The sequence below is a fragment of the Streptomyces sp. NPDC111507 genome, assembly GCF_055638955.1.
Genome location: NZ_JBVKBU010000009.1, coordinates 135,591 through 160,455, shown reverse-complemented (window position 1 = coordinate 160,455; position 24,865 = coordinate 135,591). Strand labels below are relative to the sequence as shown.

The 24,865-nt window shown below is 69.8% G+C and carries 20 protein-coding genes and 1 pseudogene; 12 read left to right on the top strand and 9 right to left on the bottom strand.

What is annotated here, in order from left to right; translation table 11 throughout:
• Window positions 1–63: 63 nt before the first annotated feature.
• Window positions 64–732 (bottom strand): response regulator, encoded by a 669-nt coding sequence (locus tag ACZ7M2_RS32025; protein WP_471598285.1) that lies wholly within the window; start codon window positions 730–732, stop codon window positions 64–66.
• Between the two features lie 380 nt (window positions 733–1,112).
• Here ACZ7M2_RS32025 and pdhA point away from each other — a divergent pair, with 380 nt between their 5' ends.
• Genes pdhA through ACZ7M2_RS32010 form a run of 3 tightly spaced genes read left to right on the top strand, consistent with a single transcriptional unit; the run spans window position 1,113 to window position 4,823 of the window.
• Complete coding sequence (pdhA, locus tag ACZ7M2_RS32020) at window positions 1,113–2,363, top strand: pyruvate dehydrogenase (acetyl-transferring) E1 component subunit alpha (RefSeq protein WP_403691367.1); 1,251 nt, start codon at window positions 1,113–1,115, stop codon at window positions 2,361–2,363.
• A 2-nt stretch (window positions 2,364–2,365) separates the two neighbouring features.
• Window positions 2,366–3,346, top strand: coding sequence for an alpha-ketoacid dehydrogenase subunit beta (locus ACZ7M2_RS32015; RefSeq protein WP_352049480.1), 981 nt, complete (start codon window positions 2,366–2,368; stop codon window positions 3,344–3,346).
• A gap of 10 nt (window positions 3,347–3,356) precedes the next feature.
• Window positions 3,357–4,823 carry a dihydrolipoamide acetyltransferase family protein gene (locus ACZ7M2_RS32010; protein WP_471598284.1) on the top strand — a complete coding sequence of 489 codons (1,467 nt, stop codon included), beginning with the start codon at window positions 3,357–3,359 and terminating at the stop codon, window positions 4,821–4,823.
• Window positions 4,824–4,925: 102 nt separating this feature from the next.
• Here the strand turns inward: ACZ7M2_RS32010 and ACZ7M2_RS32005 are convergent, their stop codons facing one another.
• Window positions 4,926–5,822 (bottom strand): D-alanyl-D-alanine carboxypeptidase family protein, encoded by an 897-nt coding sequence (locus ACZ7M2_RS32005; RefSeq protein ID WP_471598283.1) that lies wholly within the window; start codon window positions 5,820–5,822, stop codon window positions 4,926–4,928.
• A gap of 221 nt (window positions 5,823–6,043) precedes the next feature.
• Between ACZ7M2_RS32005 and ACZ7M2_RS32000 the strand changes: the two genes are divergently transcribed.
• Window positions 6,044–6,718, top strand: coding sequence for a GntR family transcriptional regulator (locus ACZ7M2_RS32000; RefSeq protein WP_471598282.1), 675 nt, complete (start codon window positions 6,044–6,046; stop codon window positions 6,716–6,718).
• Window positions 6,715–8,019, top strand: coding sequence for an MFS transporter (locus ACZ7M2_RS31995; protein ID WP_471598281.1), 1,305 nt, complete (start codon window positions 6,715–6,717; stop codon window positions 8,017–8,019). Before ACZ7M2_RS32000 ends, ACZ7M2_RS31995 begins: the two co-directional genes overlap by 4 nt.
• A 70-nt stretch (window positions 8,020–8,089) precedes the next feature.
• On the opposite strand, the gene ACZ7M2_RS31990 is transcribed toward ACZ7M2_RS31995, so the two are convergent.
• Entirely contained in the window at window positions 8,090–8,914 is an 825-nt protein-coding gene (locus ACZ7M2_RS31990; protein WP_471598280.1) for a maleylpyruvate isomerase family mycothiol-dependent enzyme, read from the bottom strand.
• 154 nt (window positions 8,915–9,068) lie between these two features.
• On the opposite strand from ACZ7M2_RS31990, the gene ACZ7M2_RS31985 reads away from it, so the two are divergent.
• Window positions 9,069–9,863 (top strand): carbon-nitrogen family hydrolase, encoded by a 795-nt coding sequence (locus ACZ7M2_RS31985; RefSeq protein ID WP_352049474.1) that lies wholly within the window; start codon window positions 9,069–9,071, stop codon window positions 9,861–9,863.
• Window positions 9,864–9,932: 69 nt separating this feature from the next.
• On the opposite strand, the gene ACZ7M2_RS31980 is transcribed toward ACZ7M2_RS31985, so the two are convergent.
• Together ACZ7M2_RS31980 and ACZ7M2_RS31975 are read right to left on the bottom strand one after the other, a co-directional pair.
• Entirely contained in the window at window positions 9,933–10,427 is a 495-nt protein-coding gene (locus ACZ7M2_RS31980; RefSeq protein WP_471598279.1) for an LURP-one-related/scramblase family protein, read from the bottom strand.
• Between the two features lie 153 nt (window positions 10,428–10,580).
• The gene (locus ACZ7M2_RS31975; protein WP_471598278.1) at window positions 10,581–11,579 is read right to left on the bottom strand and encodes a GlxA family transcriptional regulator; all 999 of its coding nucleotides are present in this window, start codon (window positions 11,577–11,579) and stop codon (window positions 10,581–10,583) included.
• A gap of 52 nt (window positions 11,580–11,631) precedes the next feature.
• On the opposite strand from ACZ7M2_RS31975, the gene ACZ7M2_RS31970 reads away from it, so the two are divergent.
• Together ACZ7M2_RS31970 and ACZ7M2_RS31965 are read left to right on the top strand one after the other, a co-directional pair.
• Complete coding sequence (locus ACZ7M2_RS31970; RefSeq protein WP_471598277.1) at window positions 11,632–12,063, top strand: cupin domain-containing protein; 432 nt, start codon at window positions 11,632–11,634, stop codon at window positions 12,061–12,063.
• Between the two features lie 30 nt (window positions 12,064–12,093).
• Entirely contained in the window at window positions 12,094–13,935 is a 1,842-nt protein-coding gene (locus ACZ7M2_RS31965) for a thioredoxin-like domain-containing protein (protein ID WP_471598276.1), read from the top strand.
• Window positions 13,936–13,984: 49 nt separating this feature from the next.
• Here the strand turns inward: ACZ7M2_RS31965 and ACZ7M2_RS31960 are convergent.
• The 3 genes and pseudogenes from ACZ7M2_RS31960 to ACZ7M2_RS31950 all read right to left on the bottom strand — a co-directional run.
• Window positions 13,985–14,209: pseudogene (locus ACZ7M2_RS31960) on the bottom strand (hypothetical protein); the annotation flags it as partial.
• A 119-nt stretch (window positions 14,210–14,328) separates the two neighbouring features.
• Window positions 14,329–15,687, bottom strand: coding sequence for a M18 family aminopeptidase (locus tag ACZ7M2_RS31955; protein WP_471598275.1), 1,359 nt, complete (start codon window positions 15,685–15,687; stop codon window positions 14,329–14,331).
• Between the two features lie 227 nt (window positions 15,688–15,914).
• On the bottom strand, window positions 15,915–17,741 hold the full coding sequence (locus tag ACZ7M2_RS31950) for an acyl-CoA dehydrogenase (RefSeq protein ID WP_471598274.1): 1,827 nt from the start codon (window positions 17,739–17,741) through the stop codon (window positions 15,915–15,917).
• Between the two features lie 143 nt (window positions 17,742–17,884).
• Between ACZ7M2_RS31950 and ACZ7M2_RS31945 the strand changes: the two genes are divergently transcribed.
• From ACZ7M2_RS31945 to ACZ7M2_RS31935, 3 genes are all read left to right on the top strand, one after another.
• Window positions 17,885–18,349: an SseB family protein gene (locus ACZ7M2_RS31945; RefSeq protein ID WP_054234175.1), complete on the top strand. Its 465-nt coding sequence runs from the start codon at window positions 17,885–17,887 to the stop codon at window positions 18,347–18,349.
• 117 nt (window positions 18,350–18,466) lie between these two features.
• Window positions 18,467–19,438 carry a pirin family protein gene (locus ACZ7M2_RS31940; protein ID WP_403691386.1) on the top strand — a complete coding sequence of 324 codons (972 nt, stop codon included), beginning with the start codon at window positions 18,467–18,469 and terminating at the stop codon, window positions 19,436–19,438.
• A gap of 179 nt (window positions 19,439–19,617) precedes the next feature.
• Entirely contained in the window at window positions 19,618–20,718 is a 1,101-nt protein-coding gene (locus tag ACZ7M2_RS31935) for an AI-2E family transporter (RefSeq protein WP_471598273.1), read from the top strand.
• On the opposite strand, the gene ACZ7M2_RS31930 is transcribed toward ACZ7M2_RS31935, so the two are convergent.
• Entirely contained in the window at window positions 20,634–22,838 is a 2,205-nt protein-coding gene (locus ACZ7M2_RS31930) for a SpoIIE family protein phosphatase (RefSeq protein WP_471598272.1), read from the bottom strand. The genes ACZ7M2_RS31935 and ACZ7M2_RS31930 overlap by 85 nt on opposite strands.
• 173 nt (window positions 22,839–23,011) lie before the next feature.
• Here ACZ7M2_RS31930 and aspS point away from each other — a divergent pair, with 173 nt between their 5' ends.
• Window positions 23,012–24,775, top strand: a complete 1,764-nt coding sequence (aspS, locus tag ACZ7M2_RS31925) for an aspartate--tRNA ligase (protein ID WP_352049464.1) — start codon at window positions 23,012–23,014, stop codon at window positions 24,773–24,775.
• Window positions 24,776–24,865: the final 90 nt, after the last annotated feature.

Genomic DNA, 24,865 nt, shown 5'->3' with positions numbered 1-24,865 from the left:
CGAAACGCAAGCAGGGCGGACGGCGGCTCCGCGCTCAGTGAGCCGTGTTCTGCGGCGCCGCGTTCAGTGGTGCTGCTTCTCCGCCTGGATGCGCGCCACATAGGCGGCGGCCTGTGAGCGCCGTTCCATGCCCAGTTTGGACAGCAGGCTCGACACGTAATTCTTGATCGTCTTTTCGGCGAGATGCAGCCGCTCCCCGATCACGCGGTTGGTGAGCCCCTCGCCGATCAGGTCGAGGACCTTGCGCTCCTGCTCGGTGAGGTGTCCGAGCTTGTCGCTGTCCCTGACAGCGCCGCCGCCGCGCCGCAGCCGCGCCAGGACCTGGGCGGTGGCCACGGGGTCGAGCAGCGACTTGCCGGCCGCGACATCGCGTACGGCCGAGAGCAGTTCGGCGCCGCGGATCGCTTTCAGCACATAGCCCGACGCGCCCGCCATGATCGCGTCGAAAAGCGCCTCGTCGTCGGCGAAGGAGGTCAGCATCAGGCACTTGATGTCCGCGTTCAGCGACCGGATCTCGCGGCAGACCTCCACTCCGCTGCCGTCCGGGAGCCGTACATCCAGGACCGCGACGTCCGGGGCCGTCGCCGGGATCCGCGCCAGCGCGTCGGCCGCCGTGCCTGCCTCGCCGACGATCTCGATGTCGTCCTCTCCCGAAAGCAACTCATGGACACCGCGGCGTACCACTTCGTGATCGTCGAGGAGAAATACGGTAATTTTTCCACCTTCGGGCACAAAGGCAGTGTCACACACCACCCTTGGCCCCGCCCGGGGTGAACTCTTCCCGTGCCCGGGGTGACCGGGATAACGTGCCCGTGTTCCGGCCCCCTGCGAGGCTGTGACCAGTGCTGTGACCAGCGACTGTTCCCGAGCTGCGTGCATTACTTGGAAATCCGACTAATAAGTAGTGGGAAGTCCAAGCAAAAACGCAGGTCAGGAGGGGTTTCACAGAATTGTGGAGCACTGGGTAACGTGGCCGTTGCAGGGCGCTCGCCGGGGCACCTGTCACGCCTGTTCCCGGCCGAGTGCACCCACCCCGTGCACGGGTACTTGGAACAGGCGAGCCGCACTGGCCACCCGGCAACCCCGGGGGCCGGACCGACGGAGGAGCACACGTGACCGTGGAGAGCACTGCCGCGCGCAAGCCGCGACGCAGCGCCGGTACGACCGCTGCGAAAAGCGGCGCCAGTACGACCGGTACGAAGAGCGCCGCGACCAAGCGCACCAGCGCGGCCGGCAAGAAGTCACCGGGCGTACCCGGCGCACCTGGCGCATCGGGCCCCGGTCCCGAGCTCGTCCAGCTGCTGACGCCGGAGGGCGAGCGGGTCGAGGACGCCACGTACGACCCGTACGTCGCCGACATCACCCCCGAAGAGCTGCGCGGTCTGTACCGGGACATGGTGCTGACCCGCCGCTTCGACGCCGAGGCCACCTCCCTGCAACGCCAGGGCGAGCTGGGCCTGTGGGCCTCGCTGCTCGGCCAGGAGGCCGCCCAGATCGGCTCCGGGCGGGCCACCCGCGAGGACGACTACGTCTTCCCGACCTACCGTGAGCACGGCGTCGCCTGGTGCCGCGGGGTCGATCCGACCAACCTGCTCGGCATGTTCCGGGGTGTGAACAACGGCGGCTGGGACCCGAACAGCAACAACTTCCACCTGTACACGATCGTCATCGGCTCGCAGACGCTGCACGCCACCGGCTACGCCATGGGCGTCGCCAAGGACGGCGCGGACTCGGCCGTGATCGCGTACTTCGGGGACGGCGCCTCCAGCCAGGGCGACGTCGCTGAATCGTTCACCTTCTCCGCGGTCTACAACGCCCCGGTCGTGTTCTTCTGCCAGAACAACCAGTGGGCGATCTCCGAGCCGACCGAGAAGCAGACCCGCGTCCCGCTCTACCAGCGTGCGCAGGGCTACGGCTTCCCGGGCGTCCGGGTCGACGGCAACGACGTCCTCGCCTGTCTGGCGGTCACCAAGTGGGCGCTGGAGCGGGCCCGCCGCGGCGAGGGCCCCACCCTCGTGGAGGCGTACACCTACCGCATGGGCGCGCACACCACCTCCGACGACCCGACCAAGTACCGGGCCGACGAGGAGCGCGAGTCGTGGGAGGCGAAGGACCCGATCCTGCGCCTGCGCGCGTACCTGGAGGCTTCAAACCACGCGGACGAGGGATTCTTCGCGGAACTTGAGGCCGAGAGCGAGGCGTTGGGCAAACGAGTACGCGAAGTCGTCCGCGCCATGCCGGACCCGGACCACTTCGCCATCTTCGAGAACGTGTACGCCGACGGGCACGCGCTCGTCGACGAGGAGCGGGCCCAGTTCGCCGCCTACCAGGCGTCGTTCGCGGATGAAGGGGAGGGCAAGTAGCGATGGCTGCGGAAAAGATGGCGTTGGCCAAGGCGATCAACGAGTCGCTGCGTACGGCCCTCGACGCCGACCCCAAGGTCCTGATCATGGGTGAGGACGTCGGCAAGCTCGGCGGTGTCTTCCGGGTCACCGACGGGCTCCAGAAGGACTTCGGCGAGGACCGGGTCATCGACACCCCGCTCGCGGAGTCCGGCATCGTCGGCACGGCGATCGGTCTCGCGCTGCGCGGCTACCGGCCGGTGGTGGAGATCCAGTTCGACGGTTTCGTCTTCCCGGCGTACGACCAGATCGTCACGCAGCTCGCGAAGATGCACGCGCGGGCGCTGGGCAAGATCAAGCTTCCCGTCGTGATCCGGATTCCGTACGGCGGTGGCATCGGCGCGGTCGAGCACCACTCCGAGTCCCCCGAGGCGCTGTTCGCGCACGTGGCGGGCCTGAAGGTGGTCTCCCCTTCGAACGCGTCGGACGCCTACTGGATGATGCAGCAGGCCATCCAGAGCGACGACCCGGTGATCTTCTTCGAGCCGAAGCGGCGCTACTGGGACAAGGGCGAGGTCACCACCGATGCCATTCCCGGACCGCTGCACAAGGCGGTCGTGGCGCGCCAGGGCAGCGATCTGACGCTCGCCGCCTACGGCCCGATGGTGAAGGTCTGCCTGGAGGCGGCCGCGGCCGCCCAGGAGGAGGGCAAGTCGATCGAGGTCCTGGACCTGCGCTCGATGTCCCCGATCGACTTCGACTCCGTCCAGGTCTCGGTGGAGAAGACCCGCCGCCTGGTCGTGGTGCACGAGGCCCCGGTCTTCCTCGGTACGGGCGCGGAGATCGCCGCCCGCATCACGGAGCGGTGCTTCTACCACCTGGAGGCACCCGTCCTGCGGGTGGGCGGCTATCACGCCCCCTATCCGCCGGCGCGCCTGGAGGAGGAGTACCTTCCGGGCCTGGACCGGGTGCTCGACGCCGTCGACCGCTCACTGGCGTACTGAGGAGAGGGTCGTGACGACGATGACTGAGAACGCGTCGGGGCTCCGCGAGTTCAAGATGCCCGACGTGGGCGAGGGGCTCACCGAGGCGGAGATCCTCAAGTGGTACGTCCAGCCCGGTGACACGGTCACCGACGGCCAGGTCGTCTGCGAGGTCGAGACCGCCAAGGCCGCCGTGGAACTGCCCATCCCGTACGACGGCGTGGTGCGCGAACTCCACTTCCCCGAGGGGACGACGGTGGACGTGGGCCAGGTGATCATCGCGGTGGACGTGGCCGGCGGATCGGCGCCCACCGGGCGGCCCCCCGTCGCCGTGGAAGCGCCCGTGGCGGAGACGCCCGCCGCCCCCACTCCCCAGGCACCGGTCGCCGAGGAACCCAAGCCCGAGGGCCGCACACCGGTCCTCGTCGGGTACGGGGTGGCCGAGGCCTCCACGAAGCGCCGCCCCCGCAAGGGCGCCGAGGTCCCGGCCCAGCAGCCCGAGACGTTCCTGGCGGCGACCGCGATCCAGGGCGAGCTCAACGGCCACGGCCACGGGGCCGCGCCGGTCGGGCAGCGCCCTCTGGCCAAGCCCCCGGTCCGCAAGCTCGCCAAGGACCTCGGCGTCGACCTGGCCACGATCACGCCGTCGGGCCCGGACGGGATCATCACGCGCGACGACGTGCACGCGGCGGTCGCACCTGCTCCGGCCCCGGAGCGGCCGGCGCTGCCGGCTGTGGCGGCGCCCCCGGTTCCCGCCCAGGCCCAGGCTCCCGCTCCGGTCGTCACGTACGACACGGCGCGTGAGACGCGTATCCCGGTCAAGGGGGTCCGCAAGGCCACGGCCGCCGCGATGATCGGCTCGGCGTTCACCGCGCCGCACGTCACCGAGTTCGTGACGGTCGACGTGACGCGCACGATGAAGCTCGTCGAGGAGCTCAAGCAGGACAAGGAGATGCAGGGCCTGCGGGTCAACCCGCTCCTGCTCATCGCCAAGGCCCTGCTGGTCGCCATCAAGCGCAACCCGGACGTCAACGCGTCCTGGGACGAGGCGGCCCAGGAGATCGTGCTCAAGCACTACGTGAACCTGGGCATCGCCGCCGCCACCCCGCGTGGTCTGATCGTCCCGAACATCAAGGACGCCCACACCAAGACGCTCCCTCAACTCGCCGGGTCCCTGGGCGAGCTGGTGGCTACGGCCCGTGAGGGCAAGACCTCACCCGCCGCGATGCAGGGCGGCACGGTCACGATCACGAACGTCGGCGTCTTCGGCGTCGACACCGGCACGCCGATCCTCAACCCCGGCGAGTCGGCGATCCTCGCGATCGGCGCGATCAAGCTCCAGCCCTGGGTACACAAGGGCAAGGTCAAGCCCCGCCAGGTGACGACGCTCGCGCTGAGCTTCGACCACCGCCTGGTCGACGGCGAACTGGGCTCCAAGGTGCTGGCCGACGTGGCGGCGATCCTGGAACAGCCGAAGCGGCTGATCACCTGGGCGTGAGCGCCGGCGCGTAGTCGGCGCGCGGCATGACGAAGGGGGCCCGTCGCGTTCGGCGACGGGCCCCCTTCGGCTGTGGTGCCCGGGAACTGCTCTGTCCGGGAACTACTTGGCGAAGCCGTAGTTCAGGAGCTTGGTGGCGTCCGTGGCGCGCTGGGTGATCGAGGTCGACGCGAGGACCGTGCCGATGATCGTCTTGCCGTTGCGGGTGGCCGCGAAGACGAGGCAGTACTTGGCCTCGGGGCCGGAGCCGGTCTTCACGCCGATGGTGCCGCTGTAGCTGCTGAGCAGCGTGTTCGTGTTGGTCCACGCCGCCATGGTGCGGGTGCTGCCGGTCTTCGTGACGGTCTTGGCCGTGTACGACTTGGTCTTCACGACCGTGCGGAACGTGGTGCTCTTCATCGCGCTGCTGGCGAGCTTCGTCAGGTCGCGCGGCGTCGAGTAGTTGCTGCCGTTGCCGATGCCGTCGAACGAGTCGAACTTCGTGTTCGTCATGCCGAGGCTCCTCGCCGTGCTGTTCATCTTGCCGATGAACGACTTCACACGGGCGGCACGGGTGGAGCCCGAGCCGAACTTGTCGGCGAGCGCGTAGGCGGCGTCACAGCCGGACGGGAGCATCAGACCGTAGAGGAGCTGACGGACGGTGACCTTGTCACCGACGATCAGGTGGGCGGAGGACGCGGTGTTGGCGACGATGTAGTCGCTGTACGCCTTCTGGATCGTGACCTTGGCGTCGAGGTTGAGGTTCGGCTGCGCGAGCACGACCTTGGCGGTCATGATCTTGGTGGTGGAACCGGTGGAACGCTTGGTGTCCGCAGCCTTGGTGTACAAGGTCTTGGCCGTGCCGTTGTTCATCACGTAGCCGCCGGCGGCGGCGATGGTGGGCGTCGTGACGGCCCCTGCGGGGGCGGCCCCGAAGGCTCCGGCCGCCAGTACGGCGCCGGTGGTAACGGTGACAGCGGCGGCTCGGCGGAAACGCGTGCCCTTAATGCCGGTAATCAAAATGAACGCTCCGAATGCGCGAAATGCCCCTGGGAGAACGGCACATGGCAGTGCCGTCTTACGTACGGACTCGTGAGGGACCCAAAGGGATGCACGGAAGATGGGCTGGAATTGTGTGACGTGGGTTACGCCGAGGGGCGGGCGTTGACCGCGTGAAGGCTATCGGTCCGCATCCTGGACGACGCACGACCATGTGTACGTGTTGTATCTATGATGTGCGCATGCCTGCCGCGCCGTCCGTGTCCGCTCCGCCCGCCACCAAGCAACCCCCCGCCGCCGACCGCGTCTACTCCCACGTCAAGCGGGGCGTCCTGGAACGCCGTTACGAGGGTGGGACGCTGCTCACCGAGGGCGAGCTCGCCGAGGCCGTGGGGGTCTCGCGCACGCCGGTGCGCGAGGCGTTGCTCCGGCTCGAGGTCGAGGGCCTGATCAAGCTCTACCCGAAGAAGGGCGCGCTCGTCCTGCCCGTCTCCGCGCAGGAGATCGCGGACGTGGTCGAGACACGGCAACTCGTGGAGGAACACTCGGTCCGCAAGGCCGTACCCGCGTCGCCGCATCTCATCGCGCGCCTGGAGGAACTCCTCGCGCAACAGAAGGAGCAGGCCGCCGCGGGAGACCTGGCCGGCGCCGCCGTCACCGACCGCTGCTTCCACGCCGAGATCGTCCGCAGCGGCGGCAACGAAATCCTCTCCCGGCTCTACGACCAGTTGCGCGACCGGCAGTTGCGGATGGGCGTCGCCGTCATGCACGCGCACCCCGACCGCATCACCAAGACGCTCACCGAGCACGAGGCGATCCTCGAAGCACTGCGGTCCGGCGACGCGGAGGCGGCGGTCGACATCGTCCACGGTCACGTCAGCTGGTTCTCGAACCTGGCGCGGGGAGAGGTCCGATGAGCTCCCACTCGGCCGTCTCGCTCCCCGGAGACCCGCCCGGCGGCCGCCGCGCGATCGGCGTCTGGGGCATCGGCGTCTCCGTCTACTTCGTCGCCGTCATCTTCCGTACCTCGCTGGGAGTGGCCGGGCTCGACGCCGCGGACCGCTTCCATGTGAACGCCTCCGCCCTCTCCACCTTCTCGATCCTGCAACTCCTTGTCTACGCGGGCATGCAGATACCCGTCGGACTGCTGGTCGACGGACTCGGCACCAAGAAGGTGCTGACCATCGGCGTCCTGCTCTTCACCGCGGGCCAGTTGGGCTTCGCGTTCTCCTCCACGTACGGGATGGCGCTGGCCTCGCGCGCGCTGCTGGGCTGCGGGGACGCGATGACGTTCATCAGCGTGCTGCGGCTGGGCACGCGGTGGTTCCCGGCGCGGCGGGGGCCGTTGGTCGCGCAGCTCGCCGGTCTTGTGGGCATGGCGGGCAACCTGGTCTCCACCCTCGTCATCGCGCGGCTGCTGCACGGGGTGGGATGGACGACGGCGTTCGCGGGCAGCGCGTTCGCCGGAGTGGTCGTCCTCGTACTCCTCCTTCTCTTCCTGAAGGACCACCCCGAGGGGCACGAGCCGGAACCGTTCCCGCACCAGGGGGCCGCGTATGTGCGGCGGCAGATCGCGGCGTCGTGGCGGGAGCCCGGTACGCGACTGGGGATGTGGGTGCACTTCACGACTCAGTTCCCGGCGATGGTCTTCCTGCTCCTGTGGGGCATGCCGTTCCTGGTCCAGGCGCAGGGGCTGTCGCGGGCGACGGCCGGTGAACTGCTCACCCTCGTGGTGCTGTCCAACATGTTCGTGGGTCTCGTCTACGGGCAGATCGTCGCCCGGCATCACGCGGCGCGGCTTCCGCTGGCGCTCGGGACGGTGACGGCGACGGCGGTGGTCTGGGCGAGTGCGCTGGCGTATCCCGGTGACCGGGATCCCATGTGGCTGCTGGTCGTGCTGTGCGCGGTGCTCGGGGCGTGTGGGCCGGCTTCCATGATCGGGTTCGACTTCGCGCGGCCCGCGAATCCACCGGAGCGGCAGGGCACCGCGTCCGGGATCACCAACATGGGCGGTTTCGTCGCCTCCATGACGACGTTGTTCGCGATCGGCGTGCTGCTGGACGCGACCGGGGACAACTATCGCGTCGCCTTCTCCGCCGTGTTCGTTCTTCAGGCGCTGGGGCTGAGCCAGGTCTTCCGGTTGCGGAAGCAGGCGGCGCGCAGGGAGCGTGAGCGGCTGGTGGCCAGCCGCGTGGAGACGGTACACGTCCCCGCGTAGCGCCCCTTCAGGAGCGCGGGGAACTGCCTGACCAGCAGCCCCCGCCCACCCGCGGTCCGAGAACCTCGCGCTACGGCGTGACCGTGAAGTTCCTCAGGATGGCCGCGGTCAGTTCCGGGTCGCCCTCCGTCTTGATGCGGTCGGAGACGGCGTCGGCCGTGACGCGGCCGCAGGCGAGACGGAAGTACGTCTCCCAGTCGAGGGTCAGGGTGGCGGCCGGGCCGAGAGAGGGGGCGCCGTCTATCGAGCCGCGCCCGTCCGCATCGACCCGCACCGTCCGCAGGAACTCCAGCGGCCCGTGGATGTCGAAGACGACCGCCGAGTTCGCGGGCGCCCCCGCGTCCTTGGCGACGACCTTCGGCAGGGCCCCGAGGAGCTCGTCGCGGACGATGTGCGCACCGGGAGAGTCGAGGTTGCCGGGCGCCCCGAGGGCCACCCGCAGGTCCTGTTCGTGCACCCATACGTCGAACGCACGCCTGCGCATCGCCTGTTCAAGGGTGATCTCGGTCCCGAGCGGTCCACGCACCTTGGCGTCCGGCTGCCGCGACTCGTTCCGCAGCTGACGGTTGCGGCGGATGATCGTGTACTCCAGCTCGGAGGTCATCTCCGGCGCCGTGTGGTGGCGGCGCACGTCGACCTGCATCTCCATGTACCGCTGGTGCTCGTTCGTCACATGGAACAGGTCGCGGGGGAGCGTGTGGATCGGCCGCGGATCGCCCAGCATCTCGCAGTCGAGCCCGATGACATGCGAGACGAGATCCCGCACCGACCAGCCGGGGCAGGGCGTGCGCCGGTTCCACTCGCCTTCCACCAGCGGCGACACCAACTCGGATATCGCATCGACGGAGTGGGTCCAGGCGTCGGCGTAGGACTGAAGGCTGGGATGCAGACTCACGGAACGGGACCCCTCGGGCGGTTGGACGCGGGCAGTGCACAGGCAGCGGGTGTCTTGGGACGCTAAGTTACGCTGCTGTGAGGCACCCCGGCAGTGCTTTCGTGTGACGATCGTAGGCCTGTATGGACGGCTCGAATGCCAGGACGGTGGTAGTGTGCGCGCCTCTCTCCTCCAGATCGACGTAAACGACGGCGAATCGGTCGATTCGCGTCGGCGGCGTGTGGCGGCTCTGGTACGAGAACAAGCCGGAGTCGATCTGATCGTGCTGCCGGAACTGTGGACCACCGGCGCGTTCGCCTACGAGGCGTTCGGTACGGAGGCAGAGTCCCTCGAAGGGCCGACGTTCGAGGTCATGGCGAAGGCGGCGAGCGACGCGGGCACCTGGCTGCACGCCGGGTCGATCCCCGAGCGGGACGCCGACGGCACGCTCTACAACACCTCTCTCGTCTTCACCCCCTCCGGCGACCTGGCCGCCGCCTACCGCAAGATCCACCGCTTCGGCTTCGACAAGGGCGAGGCCGTCATGATGGGCGCGGGCGCCGAACTGGTGACGGTCCGTCTGCCGGAGACCACCCTCGGCATCGCCACCTGCTACGACCTCCGCTTCCCCGAGCTCTTCCGCGGGCTCGTCGACGCCGGCGCCGAGACCCTCGTCCTCTCGGCCGGCTGGCCCGAGCGGCGCCGCTCCCACTGGACGCTGCTCGCCCAGGCCCGCGCGGTCGAGAACCAGGCGTTCGTCCTTGCCTGTGGAACGGCCGGCACACACGCGGGCGTTCCCCAGGCCGGTCACTCGATCGTGGTCGATCCGTGGGGGGAGGTCCTGGCGGAGGCCGGGGCCGGGGAGCAGGTGCTCACGGTGGACTTCGACCCCGGGAAGGTCGCGACCACGCGGGAGCAGTTCCCGGCGCTGAAGGACCGGATGCTGGGACTGCCGGCACCGCGCCGCTGAGCCGGTCCTTCTTTCCCGGTCTTCCGGCCGCTCCTCTCCTCCGGCCCCTCCTCGCCTCGGTCCGTCGAGTCAGTCCTCGCCCCGCTCCTTCTCCGCCAGGTGGATCACACACACCGCCACCGCGATCAGCAGCGCGGGGTCCGCGTCCTCGCGGACGACGTCGACGCCGTACGTCTCCCGTACGTGCAGCCAACGGCGTGAGATCACCGCCAGCAGCTCACCCTCGTACTCGACGGCGAACTCGCGGTCGAGGATCTTGCCGCTGACGTCGAGTTCCGTACCGTCCACCAGGGACACCCGGTAGTGGTTGCGGAGCAGGGACAGCCGCTTGCGTCTGATCGTCGCCAGCGGTTCCCCCTCTCGCCCGATCACCATCGTGTCCCGCAGGGCGAACATCTTCTGGTGGATGTCGATGAGGACACGCCCGCGGGTGTCCTTCAGCTCGAAGGTGTCCCGCAGTCGCATCGCCTTGCCGTCGACGAGGAACACCTTGTTGCCGTGGTCGTCCTCGATCCAGTAGTCGTCACCGAAGCCGAGGAGCCGGTCGCGTACGAGGAATCTCATACCGTCACCGGTTCCCGCTATCCGCAAGATCATCACGCCTTCACCCCTCCGAAGGCGGCGTCCGAGGCCTGGGGCGAGCAGGCCGGATCCCAGGCCACTTCACAGCCCGGTCCCGCTCCGTCCTCCTGAGGCCCGAAAACCCGCGCCCGGCTCCTACCTCGCGAAGGAGCCGGGGATCACCGCTTCTCCGGGGGCCGGCCCGAACCGCCGCCGGTACGCCGACGGGCTCAGCCCGGTCTCCCGCCGGAGCCGTGCCCGTAGGTTGGCCGCCGTGCCCAGGCCGCTCCGCTCGGCCACGACGTCCAGCCGCTCCTCTCCCCGCTCGATCAACCGGCACGCGACGGCGACGCGTTCCCTGGTGAGCCAGGCCAGTGGCGTGGTGCCCAACTGGGTTCGGAAACGGCGGTGGAGCGTGGCGGGGGAGACGGCCGCGTGGGCCGCGAGGTCCGCCACCGTGAGCGGCTCGCCCAGCCGTTCCTGCGCCCACGCGAGCAGCGGACCGAGCGACTCGTCCGGCACGTCGGGCACCGGCCGCTCCACGAACTGCCGCTGACCTCCGTCCCGGTGCGCCGCGAACACGAGCCGTCGGCTGACCGCGTTGGCGATCTCGGCGCCGTGGTCCCGGCGCACGACGTGCAGCCCCAGGTCGAGCGCCGAGGCGCTGCCGGACGCCGTGAGGATGTCGCCGTCGTCCACGAAGAGGACGTCCGGCTCCAGGCGCACCGCCGGGAAACGCGCCCGGAAGGAGTCCGCCCACATCCAGTGGCAGGCAGCCCGCCGCCCGTCCAGCAGCCCGGCCTCCGCGATCGTGAACGCGCCCGAGCAGAAGCCGAGTAGCCGTGCGCCGCGCGCGTGCGCCCGGCGCACGACATCCAGCACACGGGGTGAGCGCGGGGCCTCGGTGTCCGGCCGGTTCGGCACGATCAGCGTGTCCGCCTCCTCGGCCGCCTCAAGACCGGCGACACCGGTCAGCGTGAAGAAGCCGTCGCGCATCCGCGTGAGCGGCCCGGCGGCGCAGAGCCGGAAGTCGTACAACTCCCGCCCCAGTTCGGGCCGGGGCAGTCCGAAGACCTCGATGGCACAGCTCATCTCGAACGGGTTCGAGTTCTCGTCGACGATCAGCACGACACGGTGAGAGGATTCTTGCGCCATATGCGATTTCTAGCACTCGTGCTCTTGCCGCACCACCGCCGAGGATGACCGCATGTCCTCTTCGAGCAGCACTCGTACCACCTCCTCGAACAGCGGCGGTGAGCCCGTCGCCCTCGCCACCGCCCTCGCCTCCTTCGCCGACCTCTGGAGCCCCCGTATCGTCACCGCCGTCAACGACTACGACGTGCGCATCGCCAAGGTCGAGGGCGAGCACGTGTGGCACGTGCACGACCACACGGACGAGTTCTTCCTGGTCCTGGAGGGCGAGCTGACCATCGCGCTCCGGGAGACGGCGGGCGAGCGGACCGTCGTCCTCCCCCAGGGCTCCGTCTTCACCGTCCCCCGCGGCACCGAACACAGGCCGGCTGCCCCGACCGGCGCCGCGATCCTGCTCTTCGAGCCCACCGGAACCATCACCGTCGGCGACCGCCACGACGAGATCCCGGACCACGTGGACGCCACCACGGGGCACGCGCTGGGCTGACTGTCGGTGGCGGGTGGCACCCTTGTTTTCATGAACGACTCCGCCCCGCCCACCGCCTCGGCACCCACCCCCCGCCGCGTCCGCGTCCGCGCCCCCGAGCTGATCGGCAAGGGCGGCTGGCTGAACACGGGAGACCAGCAGTACACCCTCGCCGACCTGCGAGGGCGCATTGTCATCCTCGATTTTTGGACCTTCTGCTGCATCAACTGTCTGCATGTCCTGGATGAGCTGCGGGAGCTGGAGGAGAAGCATCGGGACACGGTGGTGATCATCGGGGTGCACTCGCCGAAGTTCGTGCACGAGGCCGAGCACCAGGCGGTCGTGGACGCGGTGGAGCGGTACGGGGTCGAGCACCCGGTGCTCGACGATCCCGAGCTCGCGACCTGGAAGCAGTACGCCGTGCGTGCCTGGCCGACGCTCGTCGTGATCGACCCCGAGGGGTACGTGGTCGCGCAGCACGCCGGTGAGGGGCACGCGCACGCGATCGCCCGCCTGGTGGAGGAGCTGGAGGCCGAGCACGCGGCCAAGGGGACGCTGCGCCGCGGCGACGGGCCGTACGTGGCACCCGAGCCCGAGCCCACGGCGCTCCGCTTCCCCGGCAAGGCCCTCGCCCTGCCGAGCGGGAACCTCCTGGTCAGCGACACGACCCGGCACCAGCTCGTCGAGCTGGAGGGCGACGGGGAGAGCGTCGTACGGCGGATCGGCTCCGGGGTGCGGGGGTTCGTGGACGGATCGGCCGAGGAGGCCGGGTTCAGCGAGCCGCAGGGGCTGGCGCTGCTCGACGACGGTTCGGTCGTCGTCGCGGACACCGTGAACCACGCGCTGCGCCGCCTCGACCTCGTGACCGGCGAGGTCAGCACCCTCGCGGGGACGGGACGCCAGTGGTGGCAGGGCTCGCCGACGTCCGGCCCGGCGCGCGAGGTGGACCTGTCCTCGCCGTGGGACGTGGCGCTGTTCGGCGGGAAGGTCTGGATCGCCATGGCCGGGGTGCACCAGCTGTGGGCGTATGACCCGCAGGGCTCCACCGTCGGGGTCGCCGCCGGTACGACGAACGAGGGGCTCGTGGACGGGCCGGGGGCCGAGGCCTGGTTCGCGCAGCCCTCCGGGCTCGCCGCCACCGCCGACCGGCTCTGGCTGGCCGACTCCGAGACGAGCGCCCTGCGCTGGGTGGACCTCGACGGGACCGTGCACACCGCCGTCGGCACCGGGCTGTTCGACTTCGGGCACCGGGACGGAGCCGCCGAACAGGCCCTGCTCCAGCACCCGCTGGGTGTCACGGCCCTCCCCAACGGCTCGGTTGCGGTCAGCGACACGTACAACCACGCACTGCGCCGCTACGACCCCGCGACGGGCGAGGTGACCACGCTGGCGACCGACTTGAGGGAGCCCAGCGACGCGGTTCTCCTCGGGGACGACATCGTGGTCGTGGAGTCGGCGCGGCACCGGCTGACCCGGCTGCGGCTTCCCGAGGAGGCCGTGCGGGTGGAGTCGGTGGCCCACCGCACCCAGCGCGCGGCGACCGAGGTCGCTCCGGGAGGGCTCCGGCTGGACGTCGTCTTCCAGGCCCCGACGGGCCAGAAGCTGGACATGCGCTACGGGCCGTCCACCCGGCTGCTCGTGTCCTCGACCCCGCCCGAGCTGCTGCTCACGGGCGAGGGCGCGGGAACCGATCTCTTCCGTGCCCTGGAGCTGAACCCGGCCGTCACGGAGGGCGTTCTGCATGTCTCCGCGATGGCGGCGTCCTGCGACGACGATCCCGCGAAGGAGTACCCGGCCTGCCATGTCCACCAGCAGGACTGGGGTGTGCCGGTCCGCCTCACCGAGGGTGGCACGGACCGGCTGCCGCTGGTGCTGGCGGGCATGGCCGACTGACCGTCCCCTGCTTCCGCAGCGTTGGCTGCGCGTACTTCCGTAGCGTTGGCTACACACCGTAGTCGCCCCGGTGGTGCCGCTCCTCCTCGATCACCGGGGTGCTGGGCGGCATGACCACCCGGCGCCTCCTGGCGATGCTGCTGAACGTCACCACGCCGATCAGCCCGACGATCATGAAGATGAGACCGACCAGGTCGAGGTTGACCCCCTTCATGTGCCAGTCGGTCGCGAATGTGAGGACCGCCCCCGCTGCGATCAGGATGATGCATCCTCCCCCATAGCCTTAAGGGCATGGGGGGACCCCCACCGACTCATGGGTGTCGCCTCCTTGTCACCAACTCGGCTTCTCTCAGGCCCGGTCCGGGTACCCGGCGGCGCGCCGGGCACGCGGAACTAACCTTCCAGGAACGCCACCAGCGCGTTGGCCAGCAGGAACGGGTCGTCAGCGCCGCAGAGTTCGCGGGCGCTGTGCATCGAGAGGATGGCCACGCCGATGTCGACGGTCCTGATGCCGTGGCGGGCCGCGGTGATCGGGCCGATGGTGGTGCCGCAGGGCATCGAGTTGTTGGAGACGAAGGACTGGAAGGGCACGCCGGCCTTCGCGCAGGCGGCGGCGAAGACGGCACGGCCCGAACCGTCCGTGGCGTAGCGGTTGTTGACGTTCACCTTGAGGATGGGGCCGCCGCCCGCGCGCGGGTGGTGCGTCGGGTCGTGCCGCTCCGCGTAGTTGGGGTGGACGGCGTGGCCGGTGTCGGAGGACAGACAGATGGTGCCCGCGAAGGCGCGCGCCCGGTCCTCGTACGAGCCGCCGCGCGCGAACACCGAGCGTTCCAGCACGCCGCCGAGCAGCGGACCGTCGGCGCCGGTGTCGCTCTGCGAGCCGTTCTCCTCGTGGTCGAAGGCCGCGAGGACGGGGATGTACGAGAGCCCCGAACCGGAACCCGAGCCGGAATCCGAACCGGAGGGGGAGCCGGAACCGGAGTCGGAAGGTGAGCCCTCGCCCGTCGCCGCCGCGATCAGCGCCGCCGTACCGGCGTGCAGGGACAGCAGGTTGTCCATGCGCGGTCCGGCCACCAGCTCCTTGTCGCGGCCCAGGTACGCGGGCCGCTCGACGGAGTGGGTCATCAGGTCCCAGCCGGCGACCGCACCCGCCGGCAGCCCCGACTCCTCCTCCAGGAAGGCGATCAGATCACCCTCGCCGGGGTCGCCCAGACCCCAGACGGGCTGCAGATGACGCTGCTTGTCGAGCTTGAGGCCGTCGGTGGAGACGGAACGGTCGAGGTGCACGGCGAGCTGGGGCACGCGCAGCAGGGGCCGGTCGATGTTCACCAGACGCGAGGAGCCGTCCTTCAGCGTCAGCCGTCCCGCCAGCCCCAGGTCCCGGTCGAGCCAGGAGTTCAGCAGCGGGCCGCCGTAGATCTCCACGGCGACCTGGCGCCAGCCGTGCGCCCCGCTGTCCGGCTGCGGCTTCACCCGCAGATTGGGGGAGTCGGTGTGCGCGCCCACGATCCGGAACGGGGTGTGCGGCTCGGCACCCTCGGGCACGTACCAGGCGACGATCGCGCCGCCGCGCAGCACGTACTTGCCGCCGCTCGTCCCCTCCCAGGCATCGGTCTCGGCGACCTGACGGAATCCGGCCTTCTCCAGCCGCTCGGCGGCGTTCGCCACGGCGTGGTACGGCGTCGGGCTTGCCGCCAGAAAGGTCATGAGGTCGTCGGTGTGGCCGCGATCGAAGCGGGCGCTTGTGCTCATGGGTTCACCTTAACGACGCCCGCGGGCCCGCTCCCGGCGATGGGGACGGCCCCTCGTAAGGGGGATGTGAAGGACGGACACCTGACTGGAGGGGTAGGTTCCGGTTCGCTCCCCGGGCGAGGAGCGGGCTGCCGCGAGCCCCTTGTGGCCGCGTACGGCGGCGGCCCGCCCCCGGAGATTCGCTCCGGGAACGGGCCGCCGACGGCGATGCCCTCAGGTCACGAGGATCAGAACGCCGCCTCGTCCAGCTCCATCAGGTCCAGGTCCACGCCCTCGGCGAGCTTGCGGGCGCCGGTGACGCCGGGCAGGACGTTGGCGGCGAAGAACTTCGCCGCGGCGATCTTGCCGGTGTAGAAGGGCCTGTCCTTCGCCGAGGCCGTCTCCAGCTTCTCGGTGGCCACGGCGGCACCGCGCAGCAGCAGGTAGCCGACGACCACGTCGCCGGAGGCCAGCAGCAGGCGGGTGGTGTTGAGGCCGACCTTGTAGATGTTCTTGACGTCCTGCTCGGTGGCCGCCAGGTCCGTGAGCATGAGGCCGACGATGGCCTCCAGCTCGACGGCCGCCTTGGCGAGCTGCTCGCGGGCCGCGGACAGGTCCTCGCCGCCCGTGCCGAGCGCCAGGAACTTCTTGATGTCCTCGGCGAGGGAGTTCAGCGCCGCGCCCTGGTTGCGGACGATCTTCCGGAAGAAGAAGTCCTGGCCCTGGATCGCGGTGGTGCCCTCGTACAAGGTGTCGATCTTGGCGTCGCGGATGTACTGCTCGATCGGGTACTCCTGCAGGAAGCCGGAGCCGCCGAAGGTCTGCAGCGACTGGGCGAGCTGCTCGTAGCCCTTCTCGGAGCCGTAGCCCTTCACGATCGGCAGGAGCAGGTCGTTGAGGGCCTCCAGGGCGGCGGCGTCCTCGCCGGCGGCCTCCTTGACCTGGATCTCGTCCTGGATCGCGGCGGTGTGCAGCACCAGGGCGCGCATGCCCTCGGCGTAGGCCTTCTGGGTCATCAGCGAGCGGCGCACGTCGGGGTGGTGCGTGATGGTGACCTTGGGCGCGGTCTTGTCCATGAAGTTCGCGAGGTCGGGACCCTGGACGCGCTCCTTGGCGTACTCAAGGGCGTTCAGGTAACCCGTCGACAGGGTCGAGATCGCCTTCGTGCCGACCATCATGCGGGCGAACTCGATGATCCGGAACATCTGGCGGATGCCGTCGTGCTTGTCGCCGATCAGCCAGCCCTTGGCGGGGTGGCGGTCGCCGAAGGTCATCTCGCAGGTGTTGGACGCCTTGAGGCCCATCTTGTGCTCGACGTTCGTCGCGTACGCGCCGTTGCGCTCGCCCAGCTCGCCGGTCTCGAAGTCGAACTCGTACTTCGGGACGAGGAAGAGGGACAGGCCCTTGGTGCCGGGGCCGGCGCCCTCGGGACGGGCGAGCACGTAGTGGAGGATGTTCTCCGACATGTCGTGCTCACCGGACGTGATGAAGCGCTTCACGCCCTCGATGTGCCAGGAGCCGTCCTCCTGCTGGACCGCCTTGGTGCGGCCCGCGCCCACGTCCGAGCCGGCGTCCGGCTCGGTGAGCACCATGGTGGAGCCCCACTGCTTGTCGACGGCGATCTTCGCGATGTGCTTCTGGACCTCGGTGCCCTCCTCGAAGAGGATGCCCGCGAAGGCGGGGCCGGAGGAGTACATCCAGACCGCCGGGTTGGCGCCGAGCACCAGCTCCGCGTACGCCCAGATCAGGGAGCGGGGCGAGGTGGTGCCGCCGAGCTCCTCGGGCAGGCCAAGACGCCAGTACTCGGAGTCCATGAAGGCCTTGTACGACTTCTTGAAGGATGCCGGTACGGGAGCCGTGTTGGTCTCCGGGTCGAAGACCGGCGGGTTGCGGTCGGCGTCCGCGAAGGAGTCCGCCAGCTCGTTCTCCGAGAGACGGGCCAGCTCGTCGAGGACGCTCTTGGCGGTGTCGACGTCCATCTCCGCGAACGGTCCGGTGCCGTACAGCTTGTCGCGCCCGAGCACCTCGAAGAGGTTGAACTCGATGTCGCGGAGATTCGACTTGTAGTGCCCCATGGCGACGGCTCCGTAAGGGATCGGGGAGGTGGAGGTACTCGCAGCCTCGTTACACGTACTGGCAAGTAGCTACGATGATGCTACCCGTCGGTAATAAGAATCAACCCCTGATGGCCCATATGTGGCCGACTACTCTTTGACCCATGTACGGCTACGACCAGAACGCGGGCGCCCAGCAGCAGTACGCCCCGCCGCAGCAGCAGATGCCCGGCGGTTACGGCCAGCAGCCGCCGCTCTACCCCGAGCCGTCCCCGCCCTCGCTGGCGGACGCGGTGCGTGCGTTCACCACGGGATCGATGTCCGCGGAGGACTTCCAGCAGGTCTTCGCGACGTCGAAGGTCTACTGCCCACGTGGCGACAACCCCGGATTCCTGGCGCTGCACAACACCCAGCAGCCGGTCATCCCGATGTTCACCTCGCTCAAGGAGCTGCGCCGGTACGCCGGCAAGGAGTCCAAGTACTTCGTGATCACCGGCGCCGAGGTGATCGACCTGCTCCCCACCGGCTACGGCTTTGTCCTCGACATGGAGGGGGAGCACCGTATGGTCTTCGACGCGAAGGCTGTGGAGCAGATGGTGGACTTCGCCATGCGCCGTATGTACGGGTAGCGCCCACTCCCCTACGACAGTCCGGACGCCCGGAGGGAATGCCCTCCGGGCGTCCGTCGTTGTGGGTGGCAGAAAGTTCAACAATCAACTAAACTCGAAGCACAAGGAGGTACCGACATGCCTGCAGTGACCGTCGAGAACCCGCTGACCCTGCCCCGTGTGGTCGCGCCGGCCGACGCCGTGGACCGTCCCGTGCTCACCGTGACGACCGCGCCCAGCGGATTCGAGGGCGAGGGTTTCCCGGTTCGCCGTGCGTTCGCCGGAATCAACTACCGCCACCTCGACCCGTTCATCATGATGGACCAGATGGGCGAGGTGGAGTACGCGCCGGGCGAGCCGAAGGGCACCCCCTGGCACCCCCACCGCGGCTTCGAGACCGTGACGTACATCATCGACGGCATCTTCGACCACCAGGACTCCAACGGTGGTGGCGGCACCATCACCAACGGCGACACCCAGTGGATGACGGCGGGCGCCGGCCTCCTGCACATCGAGGCCCCGCCGGAGTCTCTCGTCATGTCCGGCGGCCTCTTCCACGGCCTCCAGCTGTGGGTGAACCTCCCGGCCAAGGACAAGATGATGGCCCCCCGGTACCAGGACATCCGCGGCGGCTCGGTCCAGCTGCTGAGCACCCCCGACGGCGGCGCGCTGCTGCGCGTCATCGCGGGTGAGCTCGACGGCCACCAGGGTCCCGGCATCACGCACACGCCGATCACCATGGTCCACGCGACCCTGGCGCCCGGCGCCGAGATGACCCTCCCGTGGCGCGAGGACTTCAACGGTCTCGCGTACGTCCTCGCCGGACGCGGCAGCGTCGGTACGGGCCGTCGGCCGGTCCACACCGGCCAGACCGCCGTCTTCGGCGCGGGCGGCTCGCTGACCGTCCGCGCGGACGAGAAGCAGGACGCGAACACGCCGGACCTCGAGGTCGTCCTGCTCGGCGGACAGCCGATCCGCGAGCCCATGGCCCACTACGGCCCCTTCGTGATGAACACCCGCGAGGAGCTGCAGCAGGCCTTCGAGGACTTCCAGAAGGGCCGTCTGGGCACCGTTCCGGCGGTGCACGGAATGTCCGAGGGCGGGATGTAATCCCTTCCCGGCCCCTTCCGGCCTTCCTCCGCCCGACCACGAAAGGCCCCGTCCCCACCCCGGACGGGGCCTTTCGTGGTCGGGCGGGCCTCTCGCGCTGACGCCGTGTCACCCGGCCGTGTCACCCGGCCGGGCCGTTCCGGCGGGACGGCCCGGCCCTCGCGTGGTCGGGTGGAGGCGTGCAGCTACTCCCCGAGGGCGCCCGGCGGCTGGCCGCCTGGTGCGCCGTGATCCTGCTCGTCGCCGGTGTGGCGTGGGTCGGGATCCGGCTGTGCGGGGAGTTCCGTACGGCGATCGTGCCCGTGCTGCTCGCGCTCCTCGGCACCGCGCTGCTCGGGCCGATGTACCGGCGGCTGGTGCACGTCGGGGTCAACCGGTCGCTGGCCGCGGGGCTCACCTGTGTCGCGGTGGTCGTGGTCGTCGGCGGCGCCGTCTACATCGTGGTCGCCGCGCTCATCGACACCGGGGACCAGATCATCGCCTCCCTCAGGCTGGCCGCGCGCTCCGTCGCCCAGCACTTCGGTGCGGCGGGCACCTCGCTCGACGACCTTGCCGCCAACGCCAAGGACCTGCTGACCAAGTTCGGCGGGACGGCCGCGTCCAACGTCATCAGCGGCGTGAGCGTGGTGGGCGAGTCCATCGCCATGGCCGTACTGGCCCTGCTGCTCGTCTTCTTCTTCCTCCGCGACTCCCACCGCACCGCCGGGCTGGTGCGCTCGCTGGCGCCACGCGGCACCGCGGACACGGTGGAGGCCATGAGCCGCCGCGCCTTCGACGCCGTCCAGGGCTTCATGCGCGGGACCACGGTGATCGCCCTGATCGACGCCCTGTGCATCACGATCGGCCTGCTGATCCTGCGCGTCCCGGGCGCGGTCGGGCTCGGTGCGCTGGTCTTCGTGGGGGCGTTCATCCCCTATCTCGGCGCGTTCCTCTCCGGCGCGGTGGCCGTGCTGGTCGCGCTCGCCGACCGGGGGTTCGTGATCGCGCTGTGGGCGCTCGGGGTCGTGCTCGCCGTGCAGGTCCTCGAAGGGCATGTGCTGCAGCCGATGATCCAGAGCCGGACCGTGCAGATGCATCCGGCGGTGGTGATGCTGGCGATCACGGCGGGTGCGTCCGTCGCGGGCATCCTGGGCATGCTGCTCGCCGTACCGTTGACGGCCGCCGGATTCGGGGTCCTCGCGGAGCTACGGACCCACTACGAGCCGGCCCCACCGGCCTCCCCGTCTCCACCGGCCTCCCCGTCCCCACCAGACACCTCGTCCCCGCCAGACACCTCGTAGAACTCGAACCAGATGCTCTTGCCCTCGCCCCGTGGGTCGACGCCCCAGGCATCGGCGAGGAATTCCACGAGCATCAGCCCGCGTCCGGAGGAGGCCAGTTCGCCCGGATGTCGGCGGTGCGGCAGGTCGTCGCTGGCGTCGGTGACCTCGACCCGCATCCGGCGGTCGTCCGCACCGCCGGTCACCTCGGCGACGAGCAGCGCGTCGGTGTCGGTGTGGACGAGGACGTTGGTGAGCATCTCGGAGACGAGGAGGACCGCCGAGTCGCGCTGGTCGTCGGAGGCCCAGTCGTGCAGCATCTCGCGCAGCTGCTGGCGGGCCCCCGAGATCCGCTCGGGCTCGGCCTGCGCCACGGTCAGCGCGGTGCGTCGCACCGAGGGTGAGCGCGGGGCCGCGACCGTGTCGCCGTCCTCCTTGCCCTGCCGGCTCAGCAGCAGCACGGCTATGTCGTCCTCGCGCCGGTCGGCCAGCGGGCCCGGGGTGTGGTGCGAGGAGGGCCCGTGCACGCCCTGGACCAGCGCGTCGGCGAGCTCCTCCATGCCGCCGTCGTGGGATTCCAGGATGTGGCGGATACGGCGCCATCCGGTGTCGAGGTCGTGGCCGCCGGTCTCGATCAGCCCGTCGGTGCACAGCAGCATGGTCTCGCCGGGCTCCAGGGCGAGCCGGGTCGTGGGGTAGTCGGCGTCCGGGTCGATGCCGAGCGGCAGTCCGCCCGCCGTGGGCCGTATCAGCACCGTCCCGTCCGCCATGCGTATCGCGGGGTCCGGGTGCCCCGCACGGGCGAAGTCCAGGATGCCGGTCGCCGGGTCCACCTCGACGTACAGGCAGGTCGCGAAGCGCGGGTCCGAGGTGTTGCCGCCGCTCTCGCCGGTGGAGCCGTACGTCACCGAGTCCGTGATCCCGCACAGAAACCGTGAGGCCCGGGAGAGGACCGCGTCGGGCCGGTGGCCCTCGGAGGCGTACGCGCGCAGGGCGATACGGAGCTGGCCCATCAGCCCGGCGGCGCGCACGTCGTGGCCCTGGACGTCCCCGATGACCAGGGCGAAGCGGCCGCTCGGCAGCGGGATCACGTCGTACCAGTCGCCGCCGACCTGGAGGCCGCCGCCGGTGGGGACGTAGCGTGCGGCGACTCCCATGCCCGGCATCTGCGGGCCGAGGGTGGGCATCATCGAGCGCTGCAGGCCGTCGGTGAGCTCCCGCTCCGTCTCGGCGGCCACGGCGCGGGAGAGGGCCTGTGCGAGCATCCGGGCCACGGTCGTCAGCACGGAACGTTCGTCGGGCGTGAAGCTGACCGGGTAGGTGAAGGCCGCCATCCACGCGCCCATCGTGCGCCCGGCGACGGTCAGCGGCAGAAAGGCCCAGGACTCCCGCCCGAAGTGTTCGGCGAGCGGCCAGGAGACCGGATAGCGCTCCTTGTAGTCCTTGGGGGAGGAGAGATAGACGGCGCGGCCCGTGCGGACCACCTCCGCGGCCGGGTAGTCGGTGGCCAGGGACATATGGGTGAAGGGGCCCTCGTCTCCCGGCTTCTGCCCGTGGTGGCCGACGACGGTGAGCCGGTCCCCGTCCACGCCGAAGACGGCCAGCCCGTCCGGTGTGAACCCCGGCATCGACAGGCCCGCCGCGACCCGCAGTACCTCGGCCGTGGACCGCGCCTCGGCCAGCGCCCGCCCCGCGTCCAGCAGGAACGCCTCGCGCGAGCGGCGCCAGTCACCGGTGAGCGGGGTGCGCGCGGCGGTGGCCCCCGAGGTCTCGGTGACCTCCTGGAGGGTGCCGAACAGCACGAACTCCCCGGTCTCGGGGTCGACGCTCGGCCTGGAGCGGCTGCGCACGGTACGGATCACGCGTCCGTGCTCGTCCATGATCCGCAGCCGGACCTCGGCGAGTGTGTCCTCGGCGACGGCGAGCTGTACGACGCTGACGACCTCGTTCCAGTCGGCCGGGTGGAATCGGGAGCGCATGGCTACCTCGGTGACCGTCGTCCGTTCCGCGGGCAGCCCGAGGAGCCGGGCGGCCTCGGCGTCGATGGTGACCTGCCCGTGTGCGTTGTCCCAGCGCCACACGCCGGTCGCAAGGGCGGCCAGTACGTCCCCCACGGCGGGCAGGGGCTCACCAGTGCGCATTGACCCACTCTATGAAGAGGTGATCGGAAGGTGCCACCGAGAGTATTCGGGGCGGCGATCTTTGGGTGGCCGGTACCCTTGGGGGATCCGGGCGTCGGCCCGGAAGTTTCACGTGAAACAGACCCAAGCTCATGTGAAACAGACCCCGATCTGCGAAGACTGGATGAACGACGATGCATCGGTACAGGTCCCACACCTGCGGCGAGCTCCGCGCCTCTGACGTCGGCAGCGACGTCCGGCTGAGCGGCTGGCTGCACAATCGCCGAGACCTGGGCGGCATCCTCTTCATCGATCTGCGCGATCACTACGGCATCACGCAGCTCGTCGCCCGCCCCGGCACGCCCGCCTACGAGGCCCTCGACAAGGTCTCCAAGGAGTCGACGGTCCGCGTCGACGGCAAGGTCGTCTCGCGTGGCGCGGAGAACGTCAACCCGGACCTGCCCACCGGCGAGATCGAGGTCGAGGTGAGCGAGGTCGAGCTGCTCGGCGCCGCCGCCCCGCTGCCGTTCACGATCAACGCCGAGGACGGCGTCAACGAGGAGCGGCGTCTGGAGTACCGCTTCCTCGACCTGCGTCGCGAGCGCATGCACCGCAACATCCTGCTGCGTACGGCCGTGATCTCCGCGATCCGTCACAAGATGACGGCGCTGGGCTTCAACGAGATGGCGACCCCGATCCTCAGCGCCACCTCCCCCGAGGGCGCGCGCGACTTCGTGGTCCCCTCCCGTCTGAACCCGGGCAAGTTCTACGCCCTGCCGCAGGCGCCGCAGCAGTTCAAGCAGCTGCTGATGATCTCCGGCTTCGACCGCTACTTCCAGATCGCGCCCTGCTTCCGCGACGAGGACGCGCGCGCCGACCGCTCGCCGGGCGAGTTCTACCAGCTCGACGTGGAGATGTCCTTCGTCGAGCAGGAGGACGTCTTCCAGCCCATCGAGAAGCTGATGACGGAGCTGTTCGAGGAGTTCGGCGGTGGCCGTCATGTCACCTCCCCCTTCCCGCGCATCCCGTTCCGCGAGGCGATGCTGAAGTACGGCTCCGACAAGCCGGACCTGCGCGCCCAGCTGGAACTGGTCGACATCACCGACATCTTCGAGGGCTCGGAGTTCAAGGCCTTCGCCGGCAAGCACGTACGCGCCCTGCCGGTGCCGGACGTCGCCGGTCAGACCCGGAAGTTCTTCGACGGCCTCGGTGACTACGCGGTCGAGCAGGGCGCGAAGGGCCTGGCCTGGGTCCGGGTGGGTGAGGACGGCTCGCTGACGGGCCCGATCGCCAAGTTCCTCACCGAGGACAACGTCGCCGAGCTGACCAAGCGCCTCTCCCTGGCCCCCGGCCATGCGGTGTTCTTCGGAGCGGGCGAGTTCGACGAGGTCTCGAAGATCATGGGCGCGGTGCGGGTCGAGGCCGCGAAGCGCTCGGGCAACTTCGAGGAGAACGTCTTCCGGTTCTGCTGGATCGTCGACTTCCCGATGTACGAGAAGGACGAGGAAACCGGGAAGATCGACTTCTCGCACAACCCGTTCTCGATGCCCCAGGGCGGCCTGGAGGCTCTGGAGTCCCAGGACCCGCTGGACATCCTGGGCTGGCAGTACGACATCGTCTGCAACGGCGTCGAGCTGTCCTCCGGCGCGATCCGCAACCACGAGCCCGAGATCATGCTCAAGGCCTTCGAGATCGCGGGCTACGACCGTGACACCGTCGAGGAGCAGTTCGCCGGTATGCTGCGCGCCTTCCGCTTCGGCGCCCCGCCGCACGGCGGGATCGCCCCGGGCGTCGACCGCATCGTCATGCTCCTCGCGGACGAGCCGAACATCCGCGAGACGATCGCGTTCCCGCTCAACGGCAACGCGCAGGACCTGATGATGGGCGCGCCGACGGAGCTGGACGAGACCCGTCTGCGGGAGCTGCACCTCTCGGTGCGCAAGCCGCAGCCGAAGTAGTCCTCGCAGGGGCATTTCCAGGTACCCCTCCCTGCCTCAGTGGCTCGGAACCGCCGCCGGTTCCGGGCCACTTTTGCGTGTCCACGCAAA

Coding starts and splice junctions, on each gene's coding strand:
- ACZ7M2_RS31930 (WP_471598272.1), bottom strand. CDS start 22,838: ATGCGCACTGGTGAGCCCCTGCCCGCCGTGGGGGACGTACTGGCCGCC.
- ACZ7M2_RS31980 (WP_471598279.1), bottom strand. CDS start 10,427: ATGAGATTCCTCGTACGCGACCGGCTCCTCGGCTTCGGTGACGACTAC.
- ACZ7M2_RS31970 (WP_471598277.1), top strand. CDS start 11,632: ATGTCCTCTTCGAGCAGCACTCGTACCACCTCCTCGAACAGCGGCGGT.
- ACZ7M2_RS31955 (WP_471598275.1), bottom strand. CDS start 15,687: ATGAGCACAAGCGCCCGCTTCGATCGCGGCCACACCGACGACCTCATG.
- aspS (WP_352049464.1), top strand. CDS start 23,012: ATGCATCGGTACAGGTCCCACACCTGCGGCGAGCTCCGCGCCTCTGAC.
- ACZ7M2_RS31940 (WP_403691386.1), top strand. CDS start 18,467: ATGCCTGCAGTGACCGTCGAGAACCCGCTGACCCTGCCCCGTGTGGTC.
- ACZ7M2_RS31975 (WP_471598278.1), bottom strand. CDS start 11,579: ATGGCGCAAGAATCCTCTCACCGTGTCGTGCTGATCGTCGACGAGAAC.
- ACZ7M2_RS32000 (WP_471598282.1), top strand. CDS start 6,044: ATGCCTGCCGCGCCGTCCGTGTCCGCTCCGCCCGCCACCAAGCAACCC.
- ACZ7M2_RS31965 (WP_471598276.1), top strand. CDS start 12,094: ATGAACGACTCCGCCCCGCCCACCGCCTCGGCACCCACCCCCCGCCGC.
- ACZ7M2_RS31945 (WP_054234175.1), top strand. CDS start 17,885: ATGTACGGCTACGACCAGAACGCGGGCGCCCAGCAGCAGTACGCCCCG.
- ACZ7M2_RS31950 (WP_471598274.1), bottom strand. CDS start 17,741: ATGGGGCACTACAAGTCGAATCTCCGCGACATCGAGTTCAACCTCTTC.
- ACZ7M2_RS32015 (WP_352049480.1), top strand. CDS start 2,366: ATGGCTGCGGAAAAGATGGCGTTGGCCAAGGCGATCAACGAGTCGCTG.
- ACZ7M2_RS31995 (WP_471598281.1), top strand. CDS start 6,715: ATGAGCTCCCACTCGGCCGTCTCGCTCCCCGGAGACCCGCCCGGCGGC.